The sequence below is a fragment of the Amycolatopsis sp. CB00013 genome (assembly GCF_001905755.1).
In the GTDB taxonomy this organism is placed as follows: domain Bacteria; phylum Actinomycetota; class Actinomycetes; order Mycobacteriales; family Pseudonocardiaceae; genus Amycolatopsis; species Amycolatopsis japonica.
This window is the reverse complement of record NZ_LIWC01000004.1, coordinates 71,827-89,893: the sequence shown is the minus strand read 5'-3', so window position 1 is coordinate 89,893 and position 18,067 is coordinate 71,827. Positions and strand designations below refer to the sequence as shown.

Annotated in this window: 16 protein-coding genes; 15 read left to right on the top strand and 1 reads right to left on the bottom strand. The window is 68.3% G+C overall.

The window, feature by feature from the left end:
* Positions 1-122: 122 nt before the first annotated feature.
* Positions 123-989: a zinc metalloprotease HtpX gene (gene htpX / locus AMK34_RS26920; protein WP_038519963.1), complete on the bottom strand. Its 867-nt coding sequence runs from the start codon at positions 987-989 to the stop codon at positions 123-125.
* A 133-nt stretch (positions 990-1,122) separates the two neighbouring features.
* On the opposite strand from htpX, the gene AMK34_RS26915 reads away from it, so the two are divergent.
* The 15 genes from AMK34_RS26915 (at position 1,123) to AMK34_RS26845 (ending at position 18,012) form a co-directional block, all read left to right on the top strand.
* On the top strand, positions 1,123-2,091 hold the full coding sequence (locus AMK34_RS26915; RefSeq protein ID WP_073847599.1) for a YncE family protein: 969 nt from the start codon (positions 1,123-1,125) through the stop codon (positions 2,089-2,091).
* Between the two features lie 24 nt (positions 2,092-2,115).
* Complete coding sequence (locus tag AMK34_RS26910) at positions 2,116-3,303, top strand: BtrH N-terminal domain-containing protein (RefSeq protein WP_073847253.1); 1,188 nt, start codon at positions 2,116-2,118, stop codon at positions 3,301-3,303.
* 63 nt (positions 3,304-3,366) lie between these two features.
* A complete protein-coding gene (locus AMK34_RS26905) occupies positions 3,367-3,828 on the top strand; it encodes an acyl-CoA thioesterase (RefSeq protein WP_228694745.1) in 462 nt (153 codons plus the stop codon).
* Positions 3,829-3,963: 135 nt separating this feature from the next.
* The gene (locus tag AMK34_RS26900) at positions 3,964-5,889 is read left to right on the top strand and encodes a S8 family serine peptidase (protein ID WP_073847252.1); all 1,926 of its coding nucleotides are present in this window, start codon (positions 3,964-3,966) and stop codon (positions 5,887-5,889) included.
* Between the two features lie 377 nt (positions 5,890-6,266).
* Positions 6,267-7,502, top strand: a complete 1,236-nt coding sequence (locus AMK34_RS26895) for a class I SAM-dependent methyltransferase (protein WP_073847251.1) — start codon at positions 6,267-6,269, stop codon at positions 7,500-7,502.
* Entirely contained in the window at positions 7,499-8,290 is a 792-nt protein-coding gene (locus tag AMK34_RS26890) for a sugar phosphate nucleotidyltransferase (RefSeq protein ID WP_038519972.1), read from the top strand. Before AMK34_RS26895 ends, AMK34_RS26890 begins: the two co-directional genes overlap by 4 nt.
* Complete coding sequence (locus tag AMK34_RS26885) at positions 8,287-8,940, top strand: PIG-L deacetylase family protein (RefSeq protein ID WP_073847598.1); 654 nt, start codon at positions 8,287-8,289, stop codon at positions 8,938-8,940. The genes AMK34_RS26890 and AMK34_RS26885 overlap by 4 nt, the downstream gene beginning before the upstream one ends.
* A gap of 5 nt (positions 8,941-8,945) precedes the next feature.
* Entirely contained in the window at positions 8,946-9,968 is a 1,023-nt protein-coding gene (locus tag AMK34_RS26880) for an NAD-dependent epimerase/dehydratase family protein (RefSeq protein WP_016331014.1), read from the top strand.
* Positions 9,968-11,242 (top strand): DUF4910 domain-containing protein, encoded by a 1,275-nt coding sequence (locus tag AMK34_RS26875; RefSeq protein ID WP_073847250.1) that lies wholly within the window; start codon positions 9,968-9,970, stop codon positions 11,240-11,242. The genes AMK34_RS26880 and AMK34_RS26875 overlap by 1 nt, the downstream gene beginning before the upstream one ends.
* Positions 11,243-11,244: 2 nt before the next feature.
* Positions 11,245-12,519, top strand: a complete 1,275-nt coding sequence (locus tag AMK34_RS26870; protein ID WP_038519978.1) for a membrane protein — start codon at positions 11,245-11,247, stop codon at positions 12,517-12,519.
* Positions 12,516-13,466 carry a glycosyltransferase family 2 protein gene (locus AMK34_RS26865; RefSeq protein WP_038519981.1) on the top strand — a complete coding sequence of 317 codons (951 nt, stop codon included), beginning with the start codon at positions 12,516-12,518 and terminating at the stop codon, positions 13,464-13,466. The genes AMK34_RS26870 and AMK34_RS26865 overlap by 4 nt, the downstream gene beginning before the upstream one ends.
* Positions 13,463-14,650 carry a polysaccharide pyruvyl transferase family protein gene (locus AMK34_RS26860; protein ID WP_073847249.1) on the top strand — a complete coding sequence of 396 codons (1,188 nt, stop codon included), beginning with the start codon at positions 13,463-13,465 and terminating at the stop codon, positions 14,648-14,650. Before AMK34_RS26865 ends, AMK34_RS26860 begins: the two co-directional genes overlap by 4 nt.
* A complete protein-coding gene (locus AMK34_RS26855) occupies positions 14,647-15,195 on the top strand; it encodes a dTDP-4-dehydrorhamnose 3,5-epimerase family protein (RefSeq protein WP_073847248.1) in 549 nt (182 codons plus the stop codon). The genes AMK34_RS26860 and AMK34_RS26855 overlap by 4 nt, the downstream gene beginning before the upstream one ends.
* 4 nt (positions 15,196-15,199) lie before the next feature.
* Complete coding sequence (locus tag AMK34_RS26850; protein WP_073847247.1) at positions 15,200-16,516, top strand: glutamate-1-semialdehyde 2,1-aminomutase; 1,317 nt, start codon at positions 15,200-15,202, stop codon at positions 16,514-16,516.
* Positions 16,513-18,012 carry a right-handed parallel beta-helix repeat-containing protein gene (locus tag AMK34_RS26845; protein ID WP_241832872.1) on the top strand — a complete coding sequence of 500 codons (1,500 nt, stop codon included), beginning with the start codon at positions 16,513-16,515 and terminating at the stop codon, positions 18,010-18,012. Before AMK34_RS26850 ends, AMK34_RS26845 begins: the two co-directional genes overlap by 4 nt.
* The last annotated feature ends 55 nt before the right edge of the window (positions 18,013-18,067 follow it).

The window sequence follows — 18,067 nt, the reverse complement described above, 5'->3', positions numbered from 1 at the left end:
TTTCGCGGGCTAAACGCGATCCGGAGGCGCGCGCGTCGCGATTAGCCCGCGAAACGCAGGTCGGGGGGCGGGGCCGGGAGCGGATCGCGTTTAGCCCGCGAAACGCGACCTGGGGGGCGGGGTCAGTAGGGGCGGCGGGCCATGTCTTCCAAGCGTCGGATGCGTTCGGCCATGGGCGGATGGGTCGAGAAGAGCTTCGAGAGGCCTTCGCCCGGACGGAACGGGTTCGCGATCATCAGGTGCGACTGCGAGACCAGCTTCGGCTCCGGCACGAGCGGCGCCGCGCGCGTCCCGCTGTCGAGTTTCCGCAGGGCGGAGGCCAGCCCGAGCGGGTCACCGGTGAGTTCCGCGCCCGACGCGTCGGCCTGGAACTCCCGCGAGCGGCTCACCCCGAGTTTCACGACGGCGGCCGCGATCGGCCCGATCAGCACCAGCAGCAGCCCGACCAGCGGACTGTCGCCGTCCTCCCGGTTGCCGCCGCCGAAGACGCTGGTGAACATCGCGATGTTGGCGATCACGCTGATCACGCTCGCCAGCGCGCCCGCGACGCACGAGATCAGGATGTCGCGGTTGTAGACATGGGACAGTTCGTGCCCGAGCACCGCCCGCAGTTCGCGTTCGTCGAGCAGGTCGAGGATGCCGGTGGTGCAGCACACCGCCGCGTGCCGGGGGCTGCGGCCGGTGGCGAAGGCGTTCGGGGCGACGGTGGGGCTGATGTAGAGCCGCGGCATCGGTTGCCGCGCCGTGGTCGCCAGCTCCCGCACGATCCGGTACATCGCCGGCTGCTCGGCCTCGGACACCGGCCGCGCGCGCATGGCCCGCAGCGCCAGCTTGTCGGAGTTGAAGTAGGCGTACGCGTTGACGCCGAGCGCCACCACCAGGCCGATGACCAGCGCGCCCCGCCCGAAGAAACCGCTGATCCCGACGATCAGCGCGGACAGCAGGCCGAGCAGGACGACGGTCTTCAGCCCGTTCTGGTGCTTGTGCACGGCGTCCTGCTCCTTTCTTTCTCAGGGTGGGGGTTACTCATCGGAAACAACGCGATCGGGGGACGCGAAGTTCCTTCGCGTGCTCGGATCGCGGGTTATCGTCGAAGCCGGGAACGATCATCGGGAGGCGCCTGTGCGAGGACCCGAACTGAGCCGCCGAGCCCTGCTCACGCTGGCCGCGGCCGGTGCCTCCGCGGTCGCCTTCGCACCGGCGGCCAGAGCCGAAAAAGTGCTCCTCGTCGAGGTCGGGGGCACCCCGGAGGCGGTCGCGGTGAATTCCGTCACCGGCTTCGCGTACGTTTCGGACCCGTCCACCGGCACGATCGTCGTCCTCGACTCGCGGTCCGGCACGGTCGGTGACGTGATCCCGGTCGGCGGCGAGCCCGCCGGGCTGGCCGTGGACGCGGTGACCAACCGGGTCTTCGTGGCGAACCCGCCCGCCGGGACGGTCCTGGTCTTGGACGGACGGACCAACGACGTCGTCAGCGTGGTGCCGGCCGGGCCCGGCGCGTCCAGTGTCGACGTCGACGAGCAGGCGAACCGCATCTACGCGGTCAGCGATCTCACCGGGACGCTCGCCGTCATCGACGGCGTGAGCTGCCGCCTGCTGGACCTGGTCCCGGGCCCGACACGGGGGTTGTCCTCCACAGCGGTCGACAGCGGGCGCAAGCTCGCTTACTGCACCAGCACGACCACCGATTCGCTGGAGGTCTTCGACATCGGCGCGGGCGAGTTCACCGGCGGGATCCCGGTCGGCAAGTCGCCGACCGGCGTGGCCGTGCACGGCGCCACCGGCACGGTGTTCGTCGCGAATTCGGCCATCCATCATCTGTCCATCGTGGACACGGGCACGCGCAAGGAAAAGGCGACCGTGCTGCTGCGCTCGGAGTCTTCGGCGCTCGCGGTCCACGAAGGATCGAACACCGTTTACGCCAACGGCGGCCCCAACGGCATCGCCAGGATCGACGGCAGGACGAGCCTGCTCACCGGCGACCTGTCACTCGGCGTGAACCCCGGCGCGGTCGCGATCGACCAGCGCACCAGGACGGTGTACGTGGCGGATCCCTTACGCGGCAGGGTTTCCCTCATCAGGGACTTCTGACGCCGGAACGGGCATGATGGCGGGGTGAGCGAGTACGCATTGCGTGGCGGGCTGCAACCCGACGTATCGGCGGTCACCGCCGTATTGACCCATCACGGTGTCGAAGGGCCGGACGGTCAGGCACCCGGCGAAGCGCTGGTCTTCGCCGCGTCCGGTGGGATCGGCGCCGGCTACATCCTGTGGGACTTCGCGCACGAGACGACGTCGACGATCGTGTTCGGCTTCCGCGCGCGCTGGCAGTATCCGCAGGAATGGCTCAAGTCCACAGTGGACCGTCTTGGGCTCGCCGCCGACATCCACACCACCGGCGGCAAACGTGCCGCCGCGAAACGGCTTTCCGCGAATCTCGAAGCGGGACGGCCGTCGATCGTCCTCCCCGACCGCGAGTCGCTCGGGTACTGGCGGCTGCCGCCGGAGATGTCCGGCGGTGGCGGCCACTTCATCGTCGCGTACGGCGAAGAGGACGGGCGGGTGCTGGTCGACGACCGGAACCTCGCCCCGCTGACGGTCGACCGGAAGACGTTCGACGCCGCGCGGGGCCGGGTCGGCTCGTACAAGAACCTGCTCGCCACGATCGAGCCCGGCGAGGTCCCCGACTGGCGGGCGGCCGTGCGCGGCGGGCTGACGGACTGCGCGCGGAACCTCTCGGAGCCGTCGAAGTCGTTCTCACTGCCCGCCTGGGGGCGCTGGGCGAAGGCGATGACCGACGAACGTGACCCCAAGGGCTGGCCGCGCGCGTTCGGTGAGCGGCGCGGGCTCGTCGGAGCGCTGTTCAACGTATGGGAGAGCGTCACTCCGGCGGGGATGGAGGGCGGGCATCTGCGCGGGCTGTTCGCCGACGCGCTCACCGAGGCCGCCGCCCTGCTCGAACTCCCGGCGCTGGCCGAACAGGCGTCGACCTGGCGCGGGATCGCCGAGCGCTGGGCGGAGCTGGCCGAGGCGGCCGTTCCGGTGGCGAACGCCGAATTCGCCTGGATGCGCGGGCTCGTCAGCGCGGTTTCCGCGGGTGTCCGCGAGGGCGACGCGGGGCAGGAAGCCGCCGCAGCCGCCGGTGAGGAGATGTGGAAACTGCGCGCGCACTACAACGACGAAACGCCGTTCACCGACGTCGAAGCCCGTGAGCTTTTCAGCACGATGGGCACCCTGCTCCGGGACATCCACACCGCCGAGACCGCCGCGATCCGCGAGCTCTCCGAAGCCCTGATGGAGTGAACCGGGCCGGTGTCCGTTGCGCCGCGCGGCCGGAACACCACGCGATCATTCAAGATCCACTTCGTGCACGCACATCCGCTGGGGACGACCAGTGCGCGTCCCGCTCCCGAGATCCACCTCCACCGCCATCGCCTGCGTGTCGCCGACCTGGACCATCTCGGCCACGTGGGGAATGTGCGGTTGCTCGACTATTTCCAGGAAGCCCAGGTCGCGATGCTCGACCCGCGGCGTGAGCACCTCTTCCAGGCCAAGGGACCGGCGTATCTCATCGCGAAGCACAACGTCAGCTACCTGCGCAGGCTGACCTTCCGCGACAGCCCGGTCGAGGTGGAGACCGTGGTCGGCCGGATCGGGACCTGCGACGTCGTGGTGAACAGCAGGCTGCGTGACGAGCGGGCCGTTTACGCGCGCTGCCGCACCATCTGGGTCGCGTGCGTCCTGCCCGAGGGCAGCACGCGAAGACTCGGCGACGAGGAACGCGAGCGGTTGACACGGTTCAGCGGCGCGATCGACGAGCTCTCCTGAATCAGTTTTTAACCGTTTATGCTCCATTTCCCGCAGCACCGGAAAACGGCTGGGCCGTTCAGCGGCTGATCATCCCGCTTTTCGGCCGGTACCTTCGGAAGACCTCTCCCCTGCAGAGCTCCCCGGAGGTATTTCATGCCACGGTCGAAGTCTGTCCGCTTTCTCGCGCCCTTGGTCGGCGCGATGCTACTGACGAGCGGGGTGGCCGTCGCCGCCCCGGCCGCCGAAGATCCCCAGTTCATCCGCCTGGCCAGCAGGACCTTCGATCCGCTGAGCCAGCGCACGGCCGCGAGCCAGGACTGGAAGGGCGCCTACCTGCTCCAGGTCCGGAGTGCGCTGACCGACGAACAGCGTGGGCGATTGCGTTCACTCGGCGTGCGGATCGGGACCTACATTCCCGATTTCGCCTACGTGGTCCGGCTGAAGCCGGAGAACCGCGAATCGGTCGCGAAATTGAATTTCGTCCGCTGGCTCGGCGAATACCGGGCGGACGACAAGGTGGAGATCTCACTGGCCGCGACGGGCGGTTACCTGGTGACGCTGGTCGAATCGGACGCGCGGGATCAGCGCGTGGTCGCCGAGCGGATCCTGCGGCTCGGCGGGAGCATCGAGGCGATCTCTCAGAGCGGGCAGCACATCGTGGCGAAGCTCGGCCCCGGTCAAGCCGCCACCGTGGCGCAGGGGGCCGAGGTGCTCGCGGTCGGCGCGATCACCGCGCCCGAGACCGACATGGCCAACGCCAGGGAGAGCAGCGGCGCGAACTACATCGAGAGTGTCGGCGGCTATCGCGGCCAGGGCGTGCGCGGCGAGGTGATGGACGGCGGACTGCGCGTCACGCACCAGGAATTCAAGGCCCGGCCGACGGTGATGCACGGGTCGAACTCCACCAGCACCAGCCACGGGACTTCCACATACGGCCAGATCTTCGCGTCGGGGGTGAGCGCGCCGCAGCGGGGGCTGCTGCCCGAGGCGCAGGGGATCTTCGCGACCTACAACAAGCCGGACCGCTACGCCCACACCAAGGAACTGGTCGACCCGGCCGGCAAGTACCGCGCGGTGTTCCAGAGCAACAGCTGGGGCGGCGGGCTGACCACGGCCTACAACTCGGTCTCCGCCGAGCTCGACAAGATCGTCTTCGATCACGACTTGCTGATCTGCCAGTCGCAGAGCAACGCGGGCACCCAGCAGTCGCGGCCGCAGGCCTGGTCGAAGAACGTGCTTTCGGTCGGCGGGCAGTACCACTACAACACGCTCGGCCGCACCGACGACAAGTGGAACGGCGGCGCCAGCATCGGCCCGGCCGCCGACGGCCGGATCAAACCGGAACTTTCGAACTACTACGACCGGATCGACACCACGTCGTCCGGCAGTGACACCTCGTACACGACGTCGTTCGGCGGCACGAGCGGGGCGACCCCGATCACCTGCGGAAACGCCGGACTGCTGTTCCAGATGTGGGCCGACGGCGTGTTCGACGGCGGCCCCGGCAAGGGCCGCGACGTCTTCGCGAGCCGCCCGCACGCCGCGACCGCGAAGGCGCTGCTGATCAACGGGGCCGACCAGTTCGCGTTCAGCGGCACCTCGCACGACATGACCCGGACGCATCAGGGCTGGGGCACCGCGAACGTGCGGTACCTGCACGAACAGGCCAAGGCGAACGGGTGGAAGCTGCCGGTGCTGGTGAACGAGACCGACCTGCTGGGCACCGGGCAGTCGAAGAAGTACACGGTCGCGGTGAACGGGACCAAGCAGTTCAAGGCCACGCTGGCCTACACCGACCCGGCGGGCTCGCCGAGCGCGTCGGTCACCAGGGTCAACGACCTGACGCTGAAGGTCACCGCGCCGAACGGGACCGTCTACTACGGCAACAACGGGCTGAAGGCGGGCAACTTCTCGACCGCGGGCGGGTCGCCGAACACCGTCGACACGGTGGAGAACGTCATCCTCGAGAAGCCGGCCGCCGGTACGTGGACGGTGGAGGTCGTGGCGACCCAGGTGAACGCCGACGGTCATCCGGAGACGTCGGCGACCGATGCGGACTACGCGTTGGTGGTTTCTTGACGGTGTGACGGGCCGGATCGCGTTTAGCCGGCTAAACGCGATCCGGGCCGGGGGCACGTGGCGATGGGATGTCGCGAAAGCCACTTTCGGGACATCAGACGTCGCGAAAGTGGCTTTCGCGACGTCTGCGGAGGCCTGACGAGTCGCGTTTAGCGGGCTAAACGCGATCCGGGCCGGGGTCTGGCGGGTCGCGTTTAGTCGGCGGAACGCGATCGGGCGGGGTTGCCCGCGCCCGGATGGCGGAGACGTCTGCGCCGATGGCCGAGACGACAGGTTTCGGTTGTGAGACGGAAGCGTGAGACCCCTGGAAGGCATGTAACGAGGCGACCCGAGGTGCCGACGTCTGGGATACGTGACGCGAGCCAAGGAGCCTCTCGATGACCACCTGCCGACTCTGCGGCTCGGCCCATCTCGCCAGTGTCGTCGACCTCGGGGCGACGCCGCCGTGCGAACGATTCCTGACCGCGGAACAGCTGCAGGAACCGGAGCCGACCTACCCCCTGCACCTGCGGGTCTGCACGGAATGCTGGCTGGCCCAGATCCCGCCGCTGATCACCCCGGAAGAGACTTTCACCGAATACGCGTACTTCTCGTCGTATTCCGCCTCTTGGGTCGACCACGCCAAAACGTTCGTCGACGGCGCCGTCGAGCGGCTGGGGCTCGACGAGTCCTCGTTCGTCGTCGAGGTCGCCAGCAACGACGGTTATCTCCTCAAACACGTTGTGGCGCAGCAGATCCGTTGTCTGGGCGTGGAACCTTCGGTGAACGTGGGCCAAGCCGCGCGTGACGCCGGGGTGCCGACGAAGACCGCCTTCCTCGGTCCCGAAACCGGACGTGACGTCCGCGAGGAGCACGGTCCCGCCGACCTCGTCGTGGCGAACAACGTTTACGCGCACATTCCGGACATCATCGGTTTCACGCACGGGCTCCGCGCCCTGGTCGCCGATGACGGCTGGGTCAGCATCGAGGTCCAGCATCTGCTGACGCTGATCCAGGAGAACCAGTACGACACGATCTACCACGAGCACTTCCAGTACTACACGGTGGAATCCGCGCGCCGGGCCCTCGCGCGCGGCGGATTGTCCGTTGTGGACGTCGAACTCCTGCCCACCCACGGCGGTTCGATCCGGTTGTGGGCGCGCCCGGACGCCGTCGCCGGTGAGCCGAGCGAGCGGGTGATGCAGGTCCTCGACGCCGAAAAAGCGGCCGGACTGCACGAAATGTCCGGCTACACCGAATTCTCCGAGCGGGTCACCAAGGTCCGGCTCGAGCTGAACAAGTTCCTCACGGACGCCGCGCTCGAAGGCAAGACCGTCGTCGGTTACGGCGCCCCGGGCAAGGGCAACACGCTGCTGAACCACTGCGGCATCCGCCCGGACGTCCTGCGGTACACCGTCGACCGCAATCCGTACAAGCACGGCCGGTTCACCCCCGGCACCCGGATCCCGATCCTGCCGCCGGAACGCATCGAAGCGGACCGGCCCGATTACGTGCTCGTCCTTCCGTGGAACCTCCGGAAGGAACTGACCGCCCAATTGTCCTTTGTGGACGAATGGGGCGGGAAACTGGTCTTCCCCATCCCGCACCTGGAAATCGTCGAGGTGAAGTCGTGAAGGTAGTCCTCTTCTGCGGCGGCTACGGCATGCGGATGCGCAACGGTGACGCGTCCGACGTGCCCAAGCCGATGGCCATGGTCGGCCCCAGACCCCTGATCTGGCACGTGATGCGGTACTACGCGCATTTCGGGCACACCGAGTTCATCCTCTGTCTCGGCTACGGCGCGCACCACATCAAGGAGTTCTTCCTCAATTACCAGGAGACCACCTCCAACGATTTCGTCCTGCGCCGCGGCAAGGCCGAACTGCTGTCGACCGACATCGCGGACTGGTCGATCACCTTCGTGCAGACCGGTCTCGAATCGGCCATCGGCGAACGGCTGCGCCGGGTGCGCCCGTATCTCGAGGGCGACGAGATGTTCCTCGCCAACTACGCCGACGTCCTCACCGACGCCCCGTTGCCGGAGATGATCGAGCGGTTCACGGAATCCGACGCCGGCGCGTCGATGATGGTCGTGCCGCCGCAGTCGTCGTTCCACTGCGTCGAAATGGGTGAGGACGGCCGCATCGGCGCGCTGACCCCGGTCAGCGAGATGCCGCTGTGGGAGAACGGCGGGTACTTCGTGCTGCGCCAGGAGGTCTTCGACCACATCCCCGAGGGCGGCGACCTGGTGGCCGACGGCTGCGGCGAGCTCGCCAAACAGGGCAAGCTGCTCGCGTACCCGTACCGCGGGTTCTGGAAGCCGACCGACACCGTCAAGGAGCGCGTCCAGCTCGACGACGCGTACGCGCACGGAGACCGTCCGTGGGCACGCTGGGAACGCGAAGCGGCGAGCACGGCGTGATCGAGCTCGGCACCGGCGGCGTCCAGCGGATCGTCGCGCTCGGCGCGCACTGTGACGACATCGCCATCGGGGCGGGCGGCACGCTGCTGACGATCTGCGCCACCAATCCGGGTGTCCGGGTGGACGCCCTCGTCCTTTCCGGCGGCGGCACCGAACGGGAGACCGAGGAACGCGCGGCGCTCGCGGCCTTCTGTCCGGGCGCCGACGTCGAGGTCACCGTGCTCAAACTGCCCGACGGCCGTCTTCCCGCGCATTGGGAGGAGGCCAAGAACGGGCTGGAGGAGCTGCGTCGCCGCACCGATCCGGACCTCGTCCTCTCCCCGCGCACGGCGGACGCGCACCAGGACCACCGCGGCCTGGCGAAGCTGGTGCCGACGGTGTTCCGCACCCATCTCCAGCTGGAGTACGAGATCGTGAAATGGGACGGCGACCTCGGCAAGCCCACCGCGTACGTCCCGCTTCCCGCGGAGCGCGCCGAAGAGAAGGTCCGTCTGCTCCAGGAGCATTACGCCTCCCAGCGGCACCGGCCCTGGTACGACCGGGAAGCCTTCCTCGGCCTCGCCCGCATTCGCGGCATCGAATGCGGGCAGCGCTATGCCGAGGCCTTCGACCTCAAGAAACTGACGCTCGACCTCACTCCGAAAGGCTGAAAGCCATGCGTGTGCTGCTGACCGGGCACAAGGGTTACCTGGGCACGGTGATGGCCCCGGTGCTGGCCGCCGAAGGCCACGAGGTGATCGGCCTCGACTCCGGTCTCTACGACACCTGCGTCCTGGGCCCGAAGCCCGAAGATCCCGAAGGCTTCGAGGTCGACCTTCGTGACGTCACGGCCGAGCACGTGGCCGGTGTGGACGCGGTGATCCACCTGGGCGCGCTGTCCAACGACCCGCTCGGTTCGCTGGCGCCGGAGCTGACCTACGACATCAACCACCACGCTTCGGTCAAGCTCGCGAAGCTGGCGAAGGACGCCGGAGTCAAGCGGTACCTGTACGCCTCGACGTGCTCCGTGTACGGCGCTTCGGGCGGCGACGGCCTGGTCGACGAGGACGCGCCGCTGCGCCCGGTGACGCCGTACGCCGAGTCGAAGGTGCGGGTGGAGGACGACGTCCAGGAGCTCGCCGACGACGACTTCAGCCCGGTGTACATGCGCAACGCCACCGCGTTCGGGTTCTCGCCCCGGCTGCGCGGCGACATCGTGCTCAACAACCTGACCGCGCACGCGCATCTCTCCGGCGAAGTGCTGGTGCTCTCCGACGGCACGCCGTGGCGGCCGCTGGTGCACGCCAAGGACATCGCGCGTGCCTTCGCCGCGGCCCTGGTCGCGCCGAAGGAAGCCGTACACGGCAAGGCGTTCAACATCGGCACCGAACGCAACAACGTGACCGTCGCCGAGATCGCCGAAGAGGTCGTCGAGGCCGTTCCCGGCTCGACGCTGCGGATCACCGGCGAGGCTGGCGCGGACCCGCGTTCGTACCGGGTCGACTTCTCCCGGTTCCGCGCGGCGATCCCCGGCTTCGACTGCGACTGGTCGGTCAAGGACGGCGCGCTCGAACTGATCGAGGCCTACAAGACCCACGGCCTGACCGAACACGGCTTCCAGCGCCTGTTCACCCGGCTCGCGCGGCTGCAGGACCGCACCGCCGCCGGCGAACTCGACGACACCTTGCGGCGTCGCTGATGTCGCACGGGGACCTGGAGACGAGCGCCGACCTGCGAAGGCTGGTCGAGCGCCTGTATCCGCTGTGCCGCAGCATCACCGGCGACGGCGTCCGCCGCACGCTGGAGATCGTCGGCGAGCACGTCCCGCTGGAGATCCACGAGGTCCCCACCGGCACCCAGGTACTGGACTGGACGGTGCCGCAGGAATGGAACATCCGCGACGCTTACATCAAGGACGCCGCCGGCCGCCGCGTGGTCGACTTCCAGGAGTCGAACCTGCACGTCGTCGGCTACAGCGTCCCCGTGTCGCGGAAGATGCCGCTCAGCGAGCTGCGGGAACACCTGCACACCCTGCCCGACCAGCCGTCCTGGGTGCCGTACCGGACCAGTTACTACGCGCCGACGTGGGGTTTCTGCCTGGCGCAGGAGACGCTCGACGCGATGCCGGACGGCGAGTACGAGGTCCGCATCGACTCCACGCTGGCCGACGGGAGCCTCACCTACGCCGAACACGTCGTGCCGGGCGAGGTCACCGACGAGGTGATCATCTCCTGCCACACCTGCCATCCGTCGCTGGCGAACGACAACGTCGCCGGGATCGCGATCGCCGCCGCGTTCGCGCGGACGCTGGAGAAGCCGCACTACACGTACCGGTTCCTGTTCATGCCCGGCACGATCGGCGCCATCACCTGGCTCGCGCGCAACAACGACCGCGTCGGCCGGATCAAGGCCGGGCTCGTGCTGGCGTGCGCCGGTGACCCGGGATCGTTGACCTACAAGCGAAGCCGCCGGGGCGACGCCGAAATCGACCGCGTGCTCGCGTACGTCCTCGCCGATCGCGCGCACAAGATCGTGGACTTCTCGCCGTACGGCTACGACGAGCGCCAGTTCTGCTCCCCCGGCTTCAACCTCGGCGTCGGCTCGCTGACGAGGACGCCGTACGCGGGCTATCCCGAGTACCACACCTCGGCCGACAACCTCGATTTCGTGTCCACGGAGGCCATGGAGGAAACCCTTCAGACCTTGAAGGACACCTTCGCCGTCCTCGACCGCAACCGCAGCTACGTCAACCTCAGCCCCTTCGGCGAGCCACAACTCGGCAAGCGCGGGCTGTACGACTCGCTCGGCGGGCGAAGCGACGCCAAACAAGCCCAGATGGCGATGCTCTGGGTGCTCAACCTCTCGGACGGCGAGCACAGCCTGCTCGACGTCGCCGAGCGGTCCGGGCTGCCGTTCGATTCCGTCGTCGCCGCCGCTCGGGCGCTGCACGACGCCGGATTGCTCAAGGACTAGAGATGCGATCACTTCTGCGTTCCCAAGCCGTCCGGGCCATGGCCGGACGGCTCAGCTGGGGCCTCGGCGACCAGGCCGTTTCCAGTATCACCAACTTCGTGGTCGGGCTGTTCGTGGCGCGCTCGCTCGGCACGTTCGCCTTCGGCATGTTCAGCCTCGCTTGGGTCAGCTACGGCGTGGTGCTCAACCTTTCGCGCGGGCTGACGACGGATCCGCTCATGGTGCGGTTTTCCGGGGTGTCCACGGAATCCTGGCGGACCGCGACCGCCAAGGCGACCGGGACGGCGCTCTCCGCGGGTGTCGCCGCCGGAGCCGTCAGTGTGGTCGCCGGTCTCGTGGTGGGTGGCCCCATCGGCGGCGCGTTCGTCGCGCTCGGCTTCGTGATTCCGACGTTGCTGCTGCAGGACGCCTGGCGGTTCACCTTCTTCGCCGCGGGACACGGGAAGAAGGCGTTCGTCAACGACGTCGTCTGGGGTATCGCGCTGATCCCGGCGCTGTTCATCGCGCACCGGTGGTTCGACACGGTCGTCGCTTTCATCCTGGCGTGGGGCATTTCCGGGGCGGTCGCCGCCGGCTACGGCTGCCTGCAGGCCGGGGTCCGGCCCGCGCCGCGCGGCACGCTCGACTGGCTCAAGCACCACCGCGACCTCGGCACCCGCTACCTGATCGAGAACGTCAGCAACAGCGGCTCGACCCAGCTGCGGATGTACGGGCTCGGCGCGATCGCCGGGCTCGCGAGCGTCGGCGCGGTCCGCGGCGCCGAACTGCTGCTCGGACCGTTCTTCGCCCTTCTGATGGGACTTTCCCTGGTCACGGTGGCGGAAGGCGCGCGGGTGCTCCAACGGGCCCCGCATCGCCTCCGCCACTTCTGCGCCGTACTCGGCGCCGGCCAGGCGGCCGCGGCCCTGCTCTGGGGTCTCGCCTTGCTTCTGGTACCCCACGACGCCGGCCGGTTCGTCCTCGGCGACGTGTGGGATCCCGCCTCCGAACTGATCCTCCCGGTGACCATCGGTATCGCCGCGGCGGGATTCAACACCGGGGCGGCCGCCGGATTGCGTGCGCTCGGCGCTGCGAAAAGGAGCCTTCGCGCCCAGCTGATCAACTCGGCCGGCTACGTCGGTTTCGGGCTCATAGGCGCCTTCTTGGCCGGGGCGTCCGGGTCCGCTTGGGGGGTCGCCTTGGCGATCACCAGCGGGTCCGCGGTGTGGTGGCTGCAACTCCACTCCGCTCTCAAAGAGCATCTGACTTCGGAGAAGGAAGAAATGAGGACGTCATGAGCACCGCTCCTCGGCTGAGCATCGGGCTCCCGGTCTACAACGGCGAGGATTATCTCGCCGAATCGCTGGACGCACTCCTCGGCCAAAGCTACGAGAACTTCGAGCTGATCATCTCGGACAACGCGTCCCTGGACCGCACCGAAGAGATCAGCCGTGAGTACGCGAAGCTGGACTCCCGTGTCCGGTATGTCCGCCAGCCGGTGAACATCGGCTGCGCGCCCAACCACAACTACTGCGTCGACGTCGCCCGCGGCGAGCTGTTCAAATGGGCGTCCGACGACGACCTGTACGCGCGCGACCTGCTGGAACGCTGTATCGAGGCGCTGGACGAGCATCCCGAGTTCGTCCTTTCGCACTCGTGGACGGCGATGATCGACGAGAAGGCCGTCGTCACGCAGGCACTGGAATACCCGCTCAACACGGTCTCGCCGCACGCCGCGGAACGCTTCCGCAGCACCCTGTTCGCGCCCGGCGGGGACGACGACGGCGCGGTCATCCGCACCGAGGTGCTGCGCCGTGTCGCACCGCTGGACAGCTACCACCACGCCGACCGCACGATCATCTCGGAACTGGCCCTGCACGGCCCGTTCCACCAGGTGCCCGACTGGCTGTACTTCCGGCGCGACCACCCCGGCCGCTCCGAACACGAGCACCCGACCGTGCGCAGGCGTGCCACCAACCTCGACCCGAAACGGGCCGACAAGCTGCGGCACCCGATGGTCCGGCTGCTCGGCGAATACGTCCTCGGCTACGTCAAGGCGATCCGCAACGCGCCGATCTCCGGCGCCCAGAAGCGGGAATGCTTCCGCTACCTGCGGCAATGGATGCTGAACCGGGCGGGGAACCCGGCCATGGGGCGGATGCCCGTCCAGGCCGAGGCCGAAGTGGGCCCCCGTGAAGTGTCCGTGGCCTCGGTCGTCGCCGGCCAGGAGGGACGAGTCCCTTGACCCCGCCCGTGAGAATCGGGCTGTTCGGGCTCCTCGGATCAGGGAACCTCGGCAACGACGGTTCCTTCGAGGCGGTTCTCGGGTATTTGCGCGCGGAGCATCCGGGCGCCGCGCTCAGCGTGATGTGCGGCGGTCCGGACGTCGTCGCGTCGCGCTACGGACTCGAAACGACCGCGTTGAACTGGTACGAGGGCGAGTACCGAACGGCATCGGGACCCTTGTCCATCGCCATGAAGGGCTTCGGGAAACTCGTCGACGTCTTCCGCACGGCGGCCTGGGTACGACGGCAGGACGCGGTGATCGTGCCGGGGATGGGTGTCCTCGAATCCACCCTTCCCTTGCGCCCCTGGGGATTCCCGTACGCCCTGCTGCTGCTTTCGGTGTCCGGCCGCCTGGTCGGTACCAAGGTGGCGCTGGTGAGCGTCGGTGCCAGCGTGAGCACGCACCGGGCCACCCGGTCCGTGATCGGCTGGGCCGCGCGGCTCGCGGCGTTCCGGTCCTATCGGGACGAACCGTCACGCGACGCGATGCGCACGATGGGCGTCGACGTCGCGAACGACCGCGTCTACCCCGACCTCGCCTTCGCGTTGCCCGCGCCTTCGGAACCGGTGCTGCCCCGATCCGTCGGCGTCGGGGTGATGGCGTACCACGGCGGGAACGACGACCGGCACCGCGCCGCCGAGATCTACGAGTCCTATGTGGACAAGATGACCCGGTTCGTCGCCGGGCTGATCGCCGACGGCCGCCCGGTGCGGTTGTTCATCGGCGACCGGGCCGACGCGCAGGTCGTCGACGAGATCATGCGGGAACTGGAATCCCCGCTGATCGCCGCCGCCGACACGGCCACCTTGGACGAGGTGATGCGGGCGATGTCGGCGGTCGAGACCGTCGTCGCCACCCGGTACCACAACGTCCTGTGCGCGCTGAAGCTGGCGAAACCGACGTTGTCCATCGGGTACGCCCGCAAGAACGAGGTCCTCATGACCACGCTGGGACTCGGTGAGTTCTGCCAGTCCGCCAAGGAGATCGACTTCGACGCGCTGGTGCGCCAGTTCGCCGAGCTCGAGTCCAGGGCGGGCGAACTGACCGAGATCGTCGCGAAACGAAGCGCGGAGCAGGCGCGGCTGCTGGACGAACAGTTCGCCGCGCTGTCGGCCGCCTTCCTGCCGATGGGAGTCCGATGAAGGTTGTCCCGGTGCCCGCGATCGCGGGCGCGTACCTGTTCGAACCGACCCCGCACGCCGACGAACGCGGCTTCTTCAGCCGCACCTTCGACGCCGACGTCGTCCGATCGGCCGGGATCGACCCGAACGGGTTCCTCCAGGACAGTGTTTCCCGCTCCCGCAAGGGAGTGCTGCGCGGGATGCACCTCCGGTCGGGGCTCGGTGAGGCGAAGCTGGTCCGTTGCTCGTGGGGCGCCGTCTTCGACGTCGTCGTCGACCTGAGGCCGGATTCGCCGACGTACCTCGGCAAGGAGACGTTCGAACTCTCCGGGGAGACGCAGGTTTCGCTGTACATCCCGGCCGGGTGCGCGCACGGGTTCCAGGCACTCACCGAGTACGCCGACGTCTCCTACCGGATCGACCGCGCGCACGACCCGGCCGAGGACGTCGCGATCGCGCACGACGACCCGGAACTGGCGATCCCGTGGCCGCTTCCGGTGGCGCTCATGTCGGAGCGGGACCGGCGCGCGCTCCCGCTTTCCGCGGTACTACAGAACACGAGGTGAGAGCATGACCCGTCAGCTGCCCAAATCCATGCGGGCCAACGAGCGCCTCCACGCGATGATCCCCGGCGGGGCGCACACCTACGCCAAGGGTGACGACCAGTATCCGGAGAATCTGGCGCCGGTCATCTCGCACGGGCTCGGCGCGCACGTATGGGACGTCGACGGGAACGAATACATCGAGTACGGCTCGGGGCTGCGCGCGGTCAGCCTCGGGCACGTGCACCCCCGGGTGAGCGAAGCCGCCCACCGCGAGATCGACCGGGGAGCCAACTTCGCCCGTCCGTCCATTGTGGAGGAACGGGCGGCGACGAAGTTCCTCGAAACCGTGCCGACCGCCGAGATGGTCAAATTCGCCAAGAACGGCTCGGACGCCACCACGGCCGCGGTCAAGCTCGCCAGGGCGGCCACCGGCAGGCCGCTGGTGGCGATCTGCCGCGACCACGCGTTCTTCTCCATCGACGACTGGTTCATCGGCACCACCGCGATGTCTTCGGGTATCCCGGACGGGATCACCGATCTCACCGTGTCGTTCCCCTACGGCGACCTCTTGTCGACGGAACGGCTGCTGCGGGAGAACGCGGGCCGGATCGCCTGCCTGATCCTGGAGGCGTCCACCCAGCTCGAACCGCCCACCGGCTACCTCGTCGGCCTGCGGGAACTCGCCGACCGGTACGGCTGCGTGCTCATCTTCGACGAGATGATCACCGGTTTCCGCTGGTCCGAGGCCGGCGCGCAGGGGCTCTACGGGGTGACGCCGGACCTCTCGACGTTCGGCAAGGCGCTCGGCAACGGGTTCGCCGTCTCGGCGCTGGCGGGCAAACGCGAACTGATGGAGCTCGGCGGGCTGCGCACCGGCGAGGATCGCGTCTTCCTGCTGTCGACCACGCACGGCGCCGAGACGCATTCGCTGGCCGCCGCGATCGCGGTCATGGAGACCTACACCGAAGAAGGCATCGCCGCGCGGCTGCACGCGCTCGGCGACCGGCTCGCCGCCGGGGTCCGCGAAGTCGCGGACTCGGCCGGGGTCGGGGAACACGTCGTCGTGCGCGGCCGGGCGAGCAACCTCGTCTTCGCCACGCTCGACGCCGAGAAGAACCCGTCGCAGGACTACCGGACGTTGTTCCTGCGGCAACTGGTCACGGGCGGGGTCCTCGGGCCGTCGTTCGTGGTCAGCAGCGCGTTGTCCGAAGAAGACATCGACCGGACGGTCGAAGTGGTCTCGCAGGCCTGCCTCGTGTACCGCAAAGCGCTCGACGCGGATGATCCGGCACCGTGGCTGGGTGGCCGTCCGGTGAAGCCGGTATTTCGGAGAAGGGTATGAGTTCAGGGATCGCATATCGCTCGACCGGCACGCGGGTGTTCTGCGCCGCGTTGTCCGTACTACTGCTCCAGGTCGTCGTTGAAACAACAGCGGCGGCGTCCGAAGAGCCGGCTCGAGGGGTGTGCGGCACGACCGTCGGCGTCCCTTCCGCCCCGGAAGGCGCCCAGGTCGTCGATCCGGGCACCGACCTGACCGACAAGACCCGGTTCAGCCCGCCGGGCACCACGTTCTGGCTGTCACCGGGCGAGCACACGCTGAGCCCCGACCAGTTCGGCCAGGTGATGCCCAAGGACGGCAACGTCTACCTCGGCGCGCCCGGCGCCGTGCTCAACGGACGCGGGATCAACCGCGCGGCCTTCACCACGTCGGCCAAGGACGTGGTGATCCGCGGGCTGACCATCCGCGGCTTCGTCGCCGAACGCGACCAGGGCGTGGTCAACCACGACTCCGGTGAACGCTGGACCATCGAAGGCAACGTCATCGAGGACAACGACGGCGCCGGGATGATGACCGGATCCGGCCAGCGGGTGATCGGGAACTGCCTGCGGAACAACGGGCAGTACGGCATCAACGCCTACCGCTTCGGCGGCGGGCTGACCGATCTGGTGATCGAGGGCAACGAGATCACCGGGAACAACACCGGTGACTGGGAGACGAAGATCCCGGGCTGCGGCTGCAGCGGCGGGGCGAAGTTCTGGGCCGTGAACGGCGCCGACGTCACCGGCAACTGGGTCCACCACAACCACGGTGTCGGGCTCTGGGCGGACACGAACAACAACGACTTCCTCATCCAGGACAACCTGATCGAGGACAACGCGTCCGAGGGCCTGTTCTACGAGATCTCCTACAACCTGGAGCTGATCGGGAACACCTTCAAGCGGAACGCGCTGGTGCAGGGCCGGAAACGGGCCGCCAAGGGCGACAACTTCCCGGTCGCCGCGGTGTACCTCAGCGAGTCCGGCGGCGAACCGAGGCTGCCCGCCCGGACCAGCCGGATCGACATTCGGGGCAACATGTTCTCCGACAACTGGTCGGGGATCACGCTGTGGGAGAACGCCGACCGGTTCTGCAACAGCCCGGCCAACACGTCCACGCTCTCGTGCACGGCGCTGGTCTCCCCGACGTCCTCCTGCTCCGATCCGGGCATCGCGACCGAACCGCTGTACGGCGACTGCCGCTGGAAGACGCAGCGCGTTTCGGTGCACGAGAACACCTTCGAGTTCGACTCGGCCATGGAAGGCTGCCTCGGGATGTGCGGGCGGATGGCGGTGCTCTCGAACTACGGGACCTTCCCGGCCTGGTCTCCGTACCGGGGTGCCGTGATCTCGGAGGCGATCACGTTCCGGCAGGAGAACCGGTGGTACGACAACCAGTACTACGGGCCGTGGACGTTCGTCGCCCACGACACCTCACGGCGGCTGACCGCGGCACAATGGCAGGCGGCGCCCTATCTGCAGGACAACTGCAGCGGCTTCGGGGAGACGGTGACCTGCTGAAGTTTCACCTGTAAGTGTCCACCTGGGACCGTCCATACTGGCTTACCGTTTTCAG

What these genes read in the sequence shown, in the direction of transcription:
- AMK34_RS26900 (WP_073847252.1), top strand. Translation starts at nt 3,964, where the DNA reads ATGCCACGGTCGAAGTCTGTCCGCTTTCTCGCGCCCTTGGTCGGCGCG.
- AMK34_RS26855 (WP_073847248.1), top strand. Translation starts at nt 14,647, where the DNA reads ATGAAGGTTGTCCCGGTGCCCGCGATCGCGGGCGCGTACCTGTTCGAA.
- AMK34_RS26895 (WP_073847251.1), top strand. Translation starts at nt 6,267, where the DNA reads ATGACCACCTGCCGACTCTGCGGCTCGGCCCATCTCGCCAGTGTCGTC.
- AMK34_RS26865 (WP_038519981.1), top strand. Translation starts at nt 12,516, where the DNA reads ATGAGCACCGCTCCTCGGCTGAGCATCGGGCTCCCGGTCTACAACGGC.
- AMK34_RS26880 (WP_016331014.1), top strand. Translation starts at nt 8,946, where the DNA reads ATGCGTGTGCTGCTGACCGGGCACAAGGGTTACCTGGGCACGGTGATG.
- AMK34_RS26875 (WP_073847250.1), top strand. Translation starts at nt 9,968, where the DNA reads ATGTCGCACGGGGACCTGGAGACGAGCGCCGACCTGCGAAGGCTGGTC.
- AMK34_RS26850 (WP_073847247.1), top strand. Translation starts at nt 15,200, where the DNA reads ATGACCCGTCAGCTGCCCAAATCCATGCGGGCCAACGAGCGCCTCCAC.
- AMK34_RS26845 (WP_241832872.1), top strand. Translation starts at nt 16,513, where the DNA reads ATGAGTTCAGGGATCGCATATCGCTCGACCGGCACGCGGGTGTTCTGC.
- AMK34_RS26870 (WP_038519978.1), top strand. Translation starts at nt 11,245, where the DNA reads ATGCGATCACTTCTGCGTTCCCAAGCCGTCCGGGCCATGGCCGGACGG.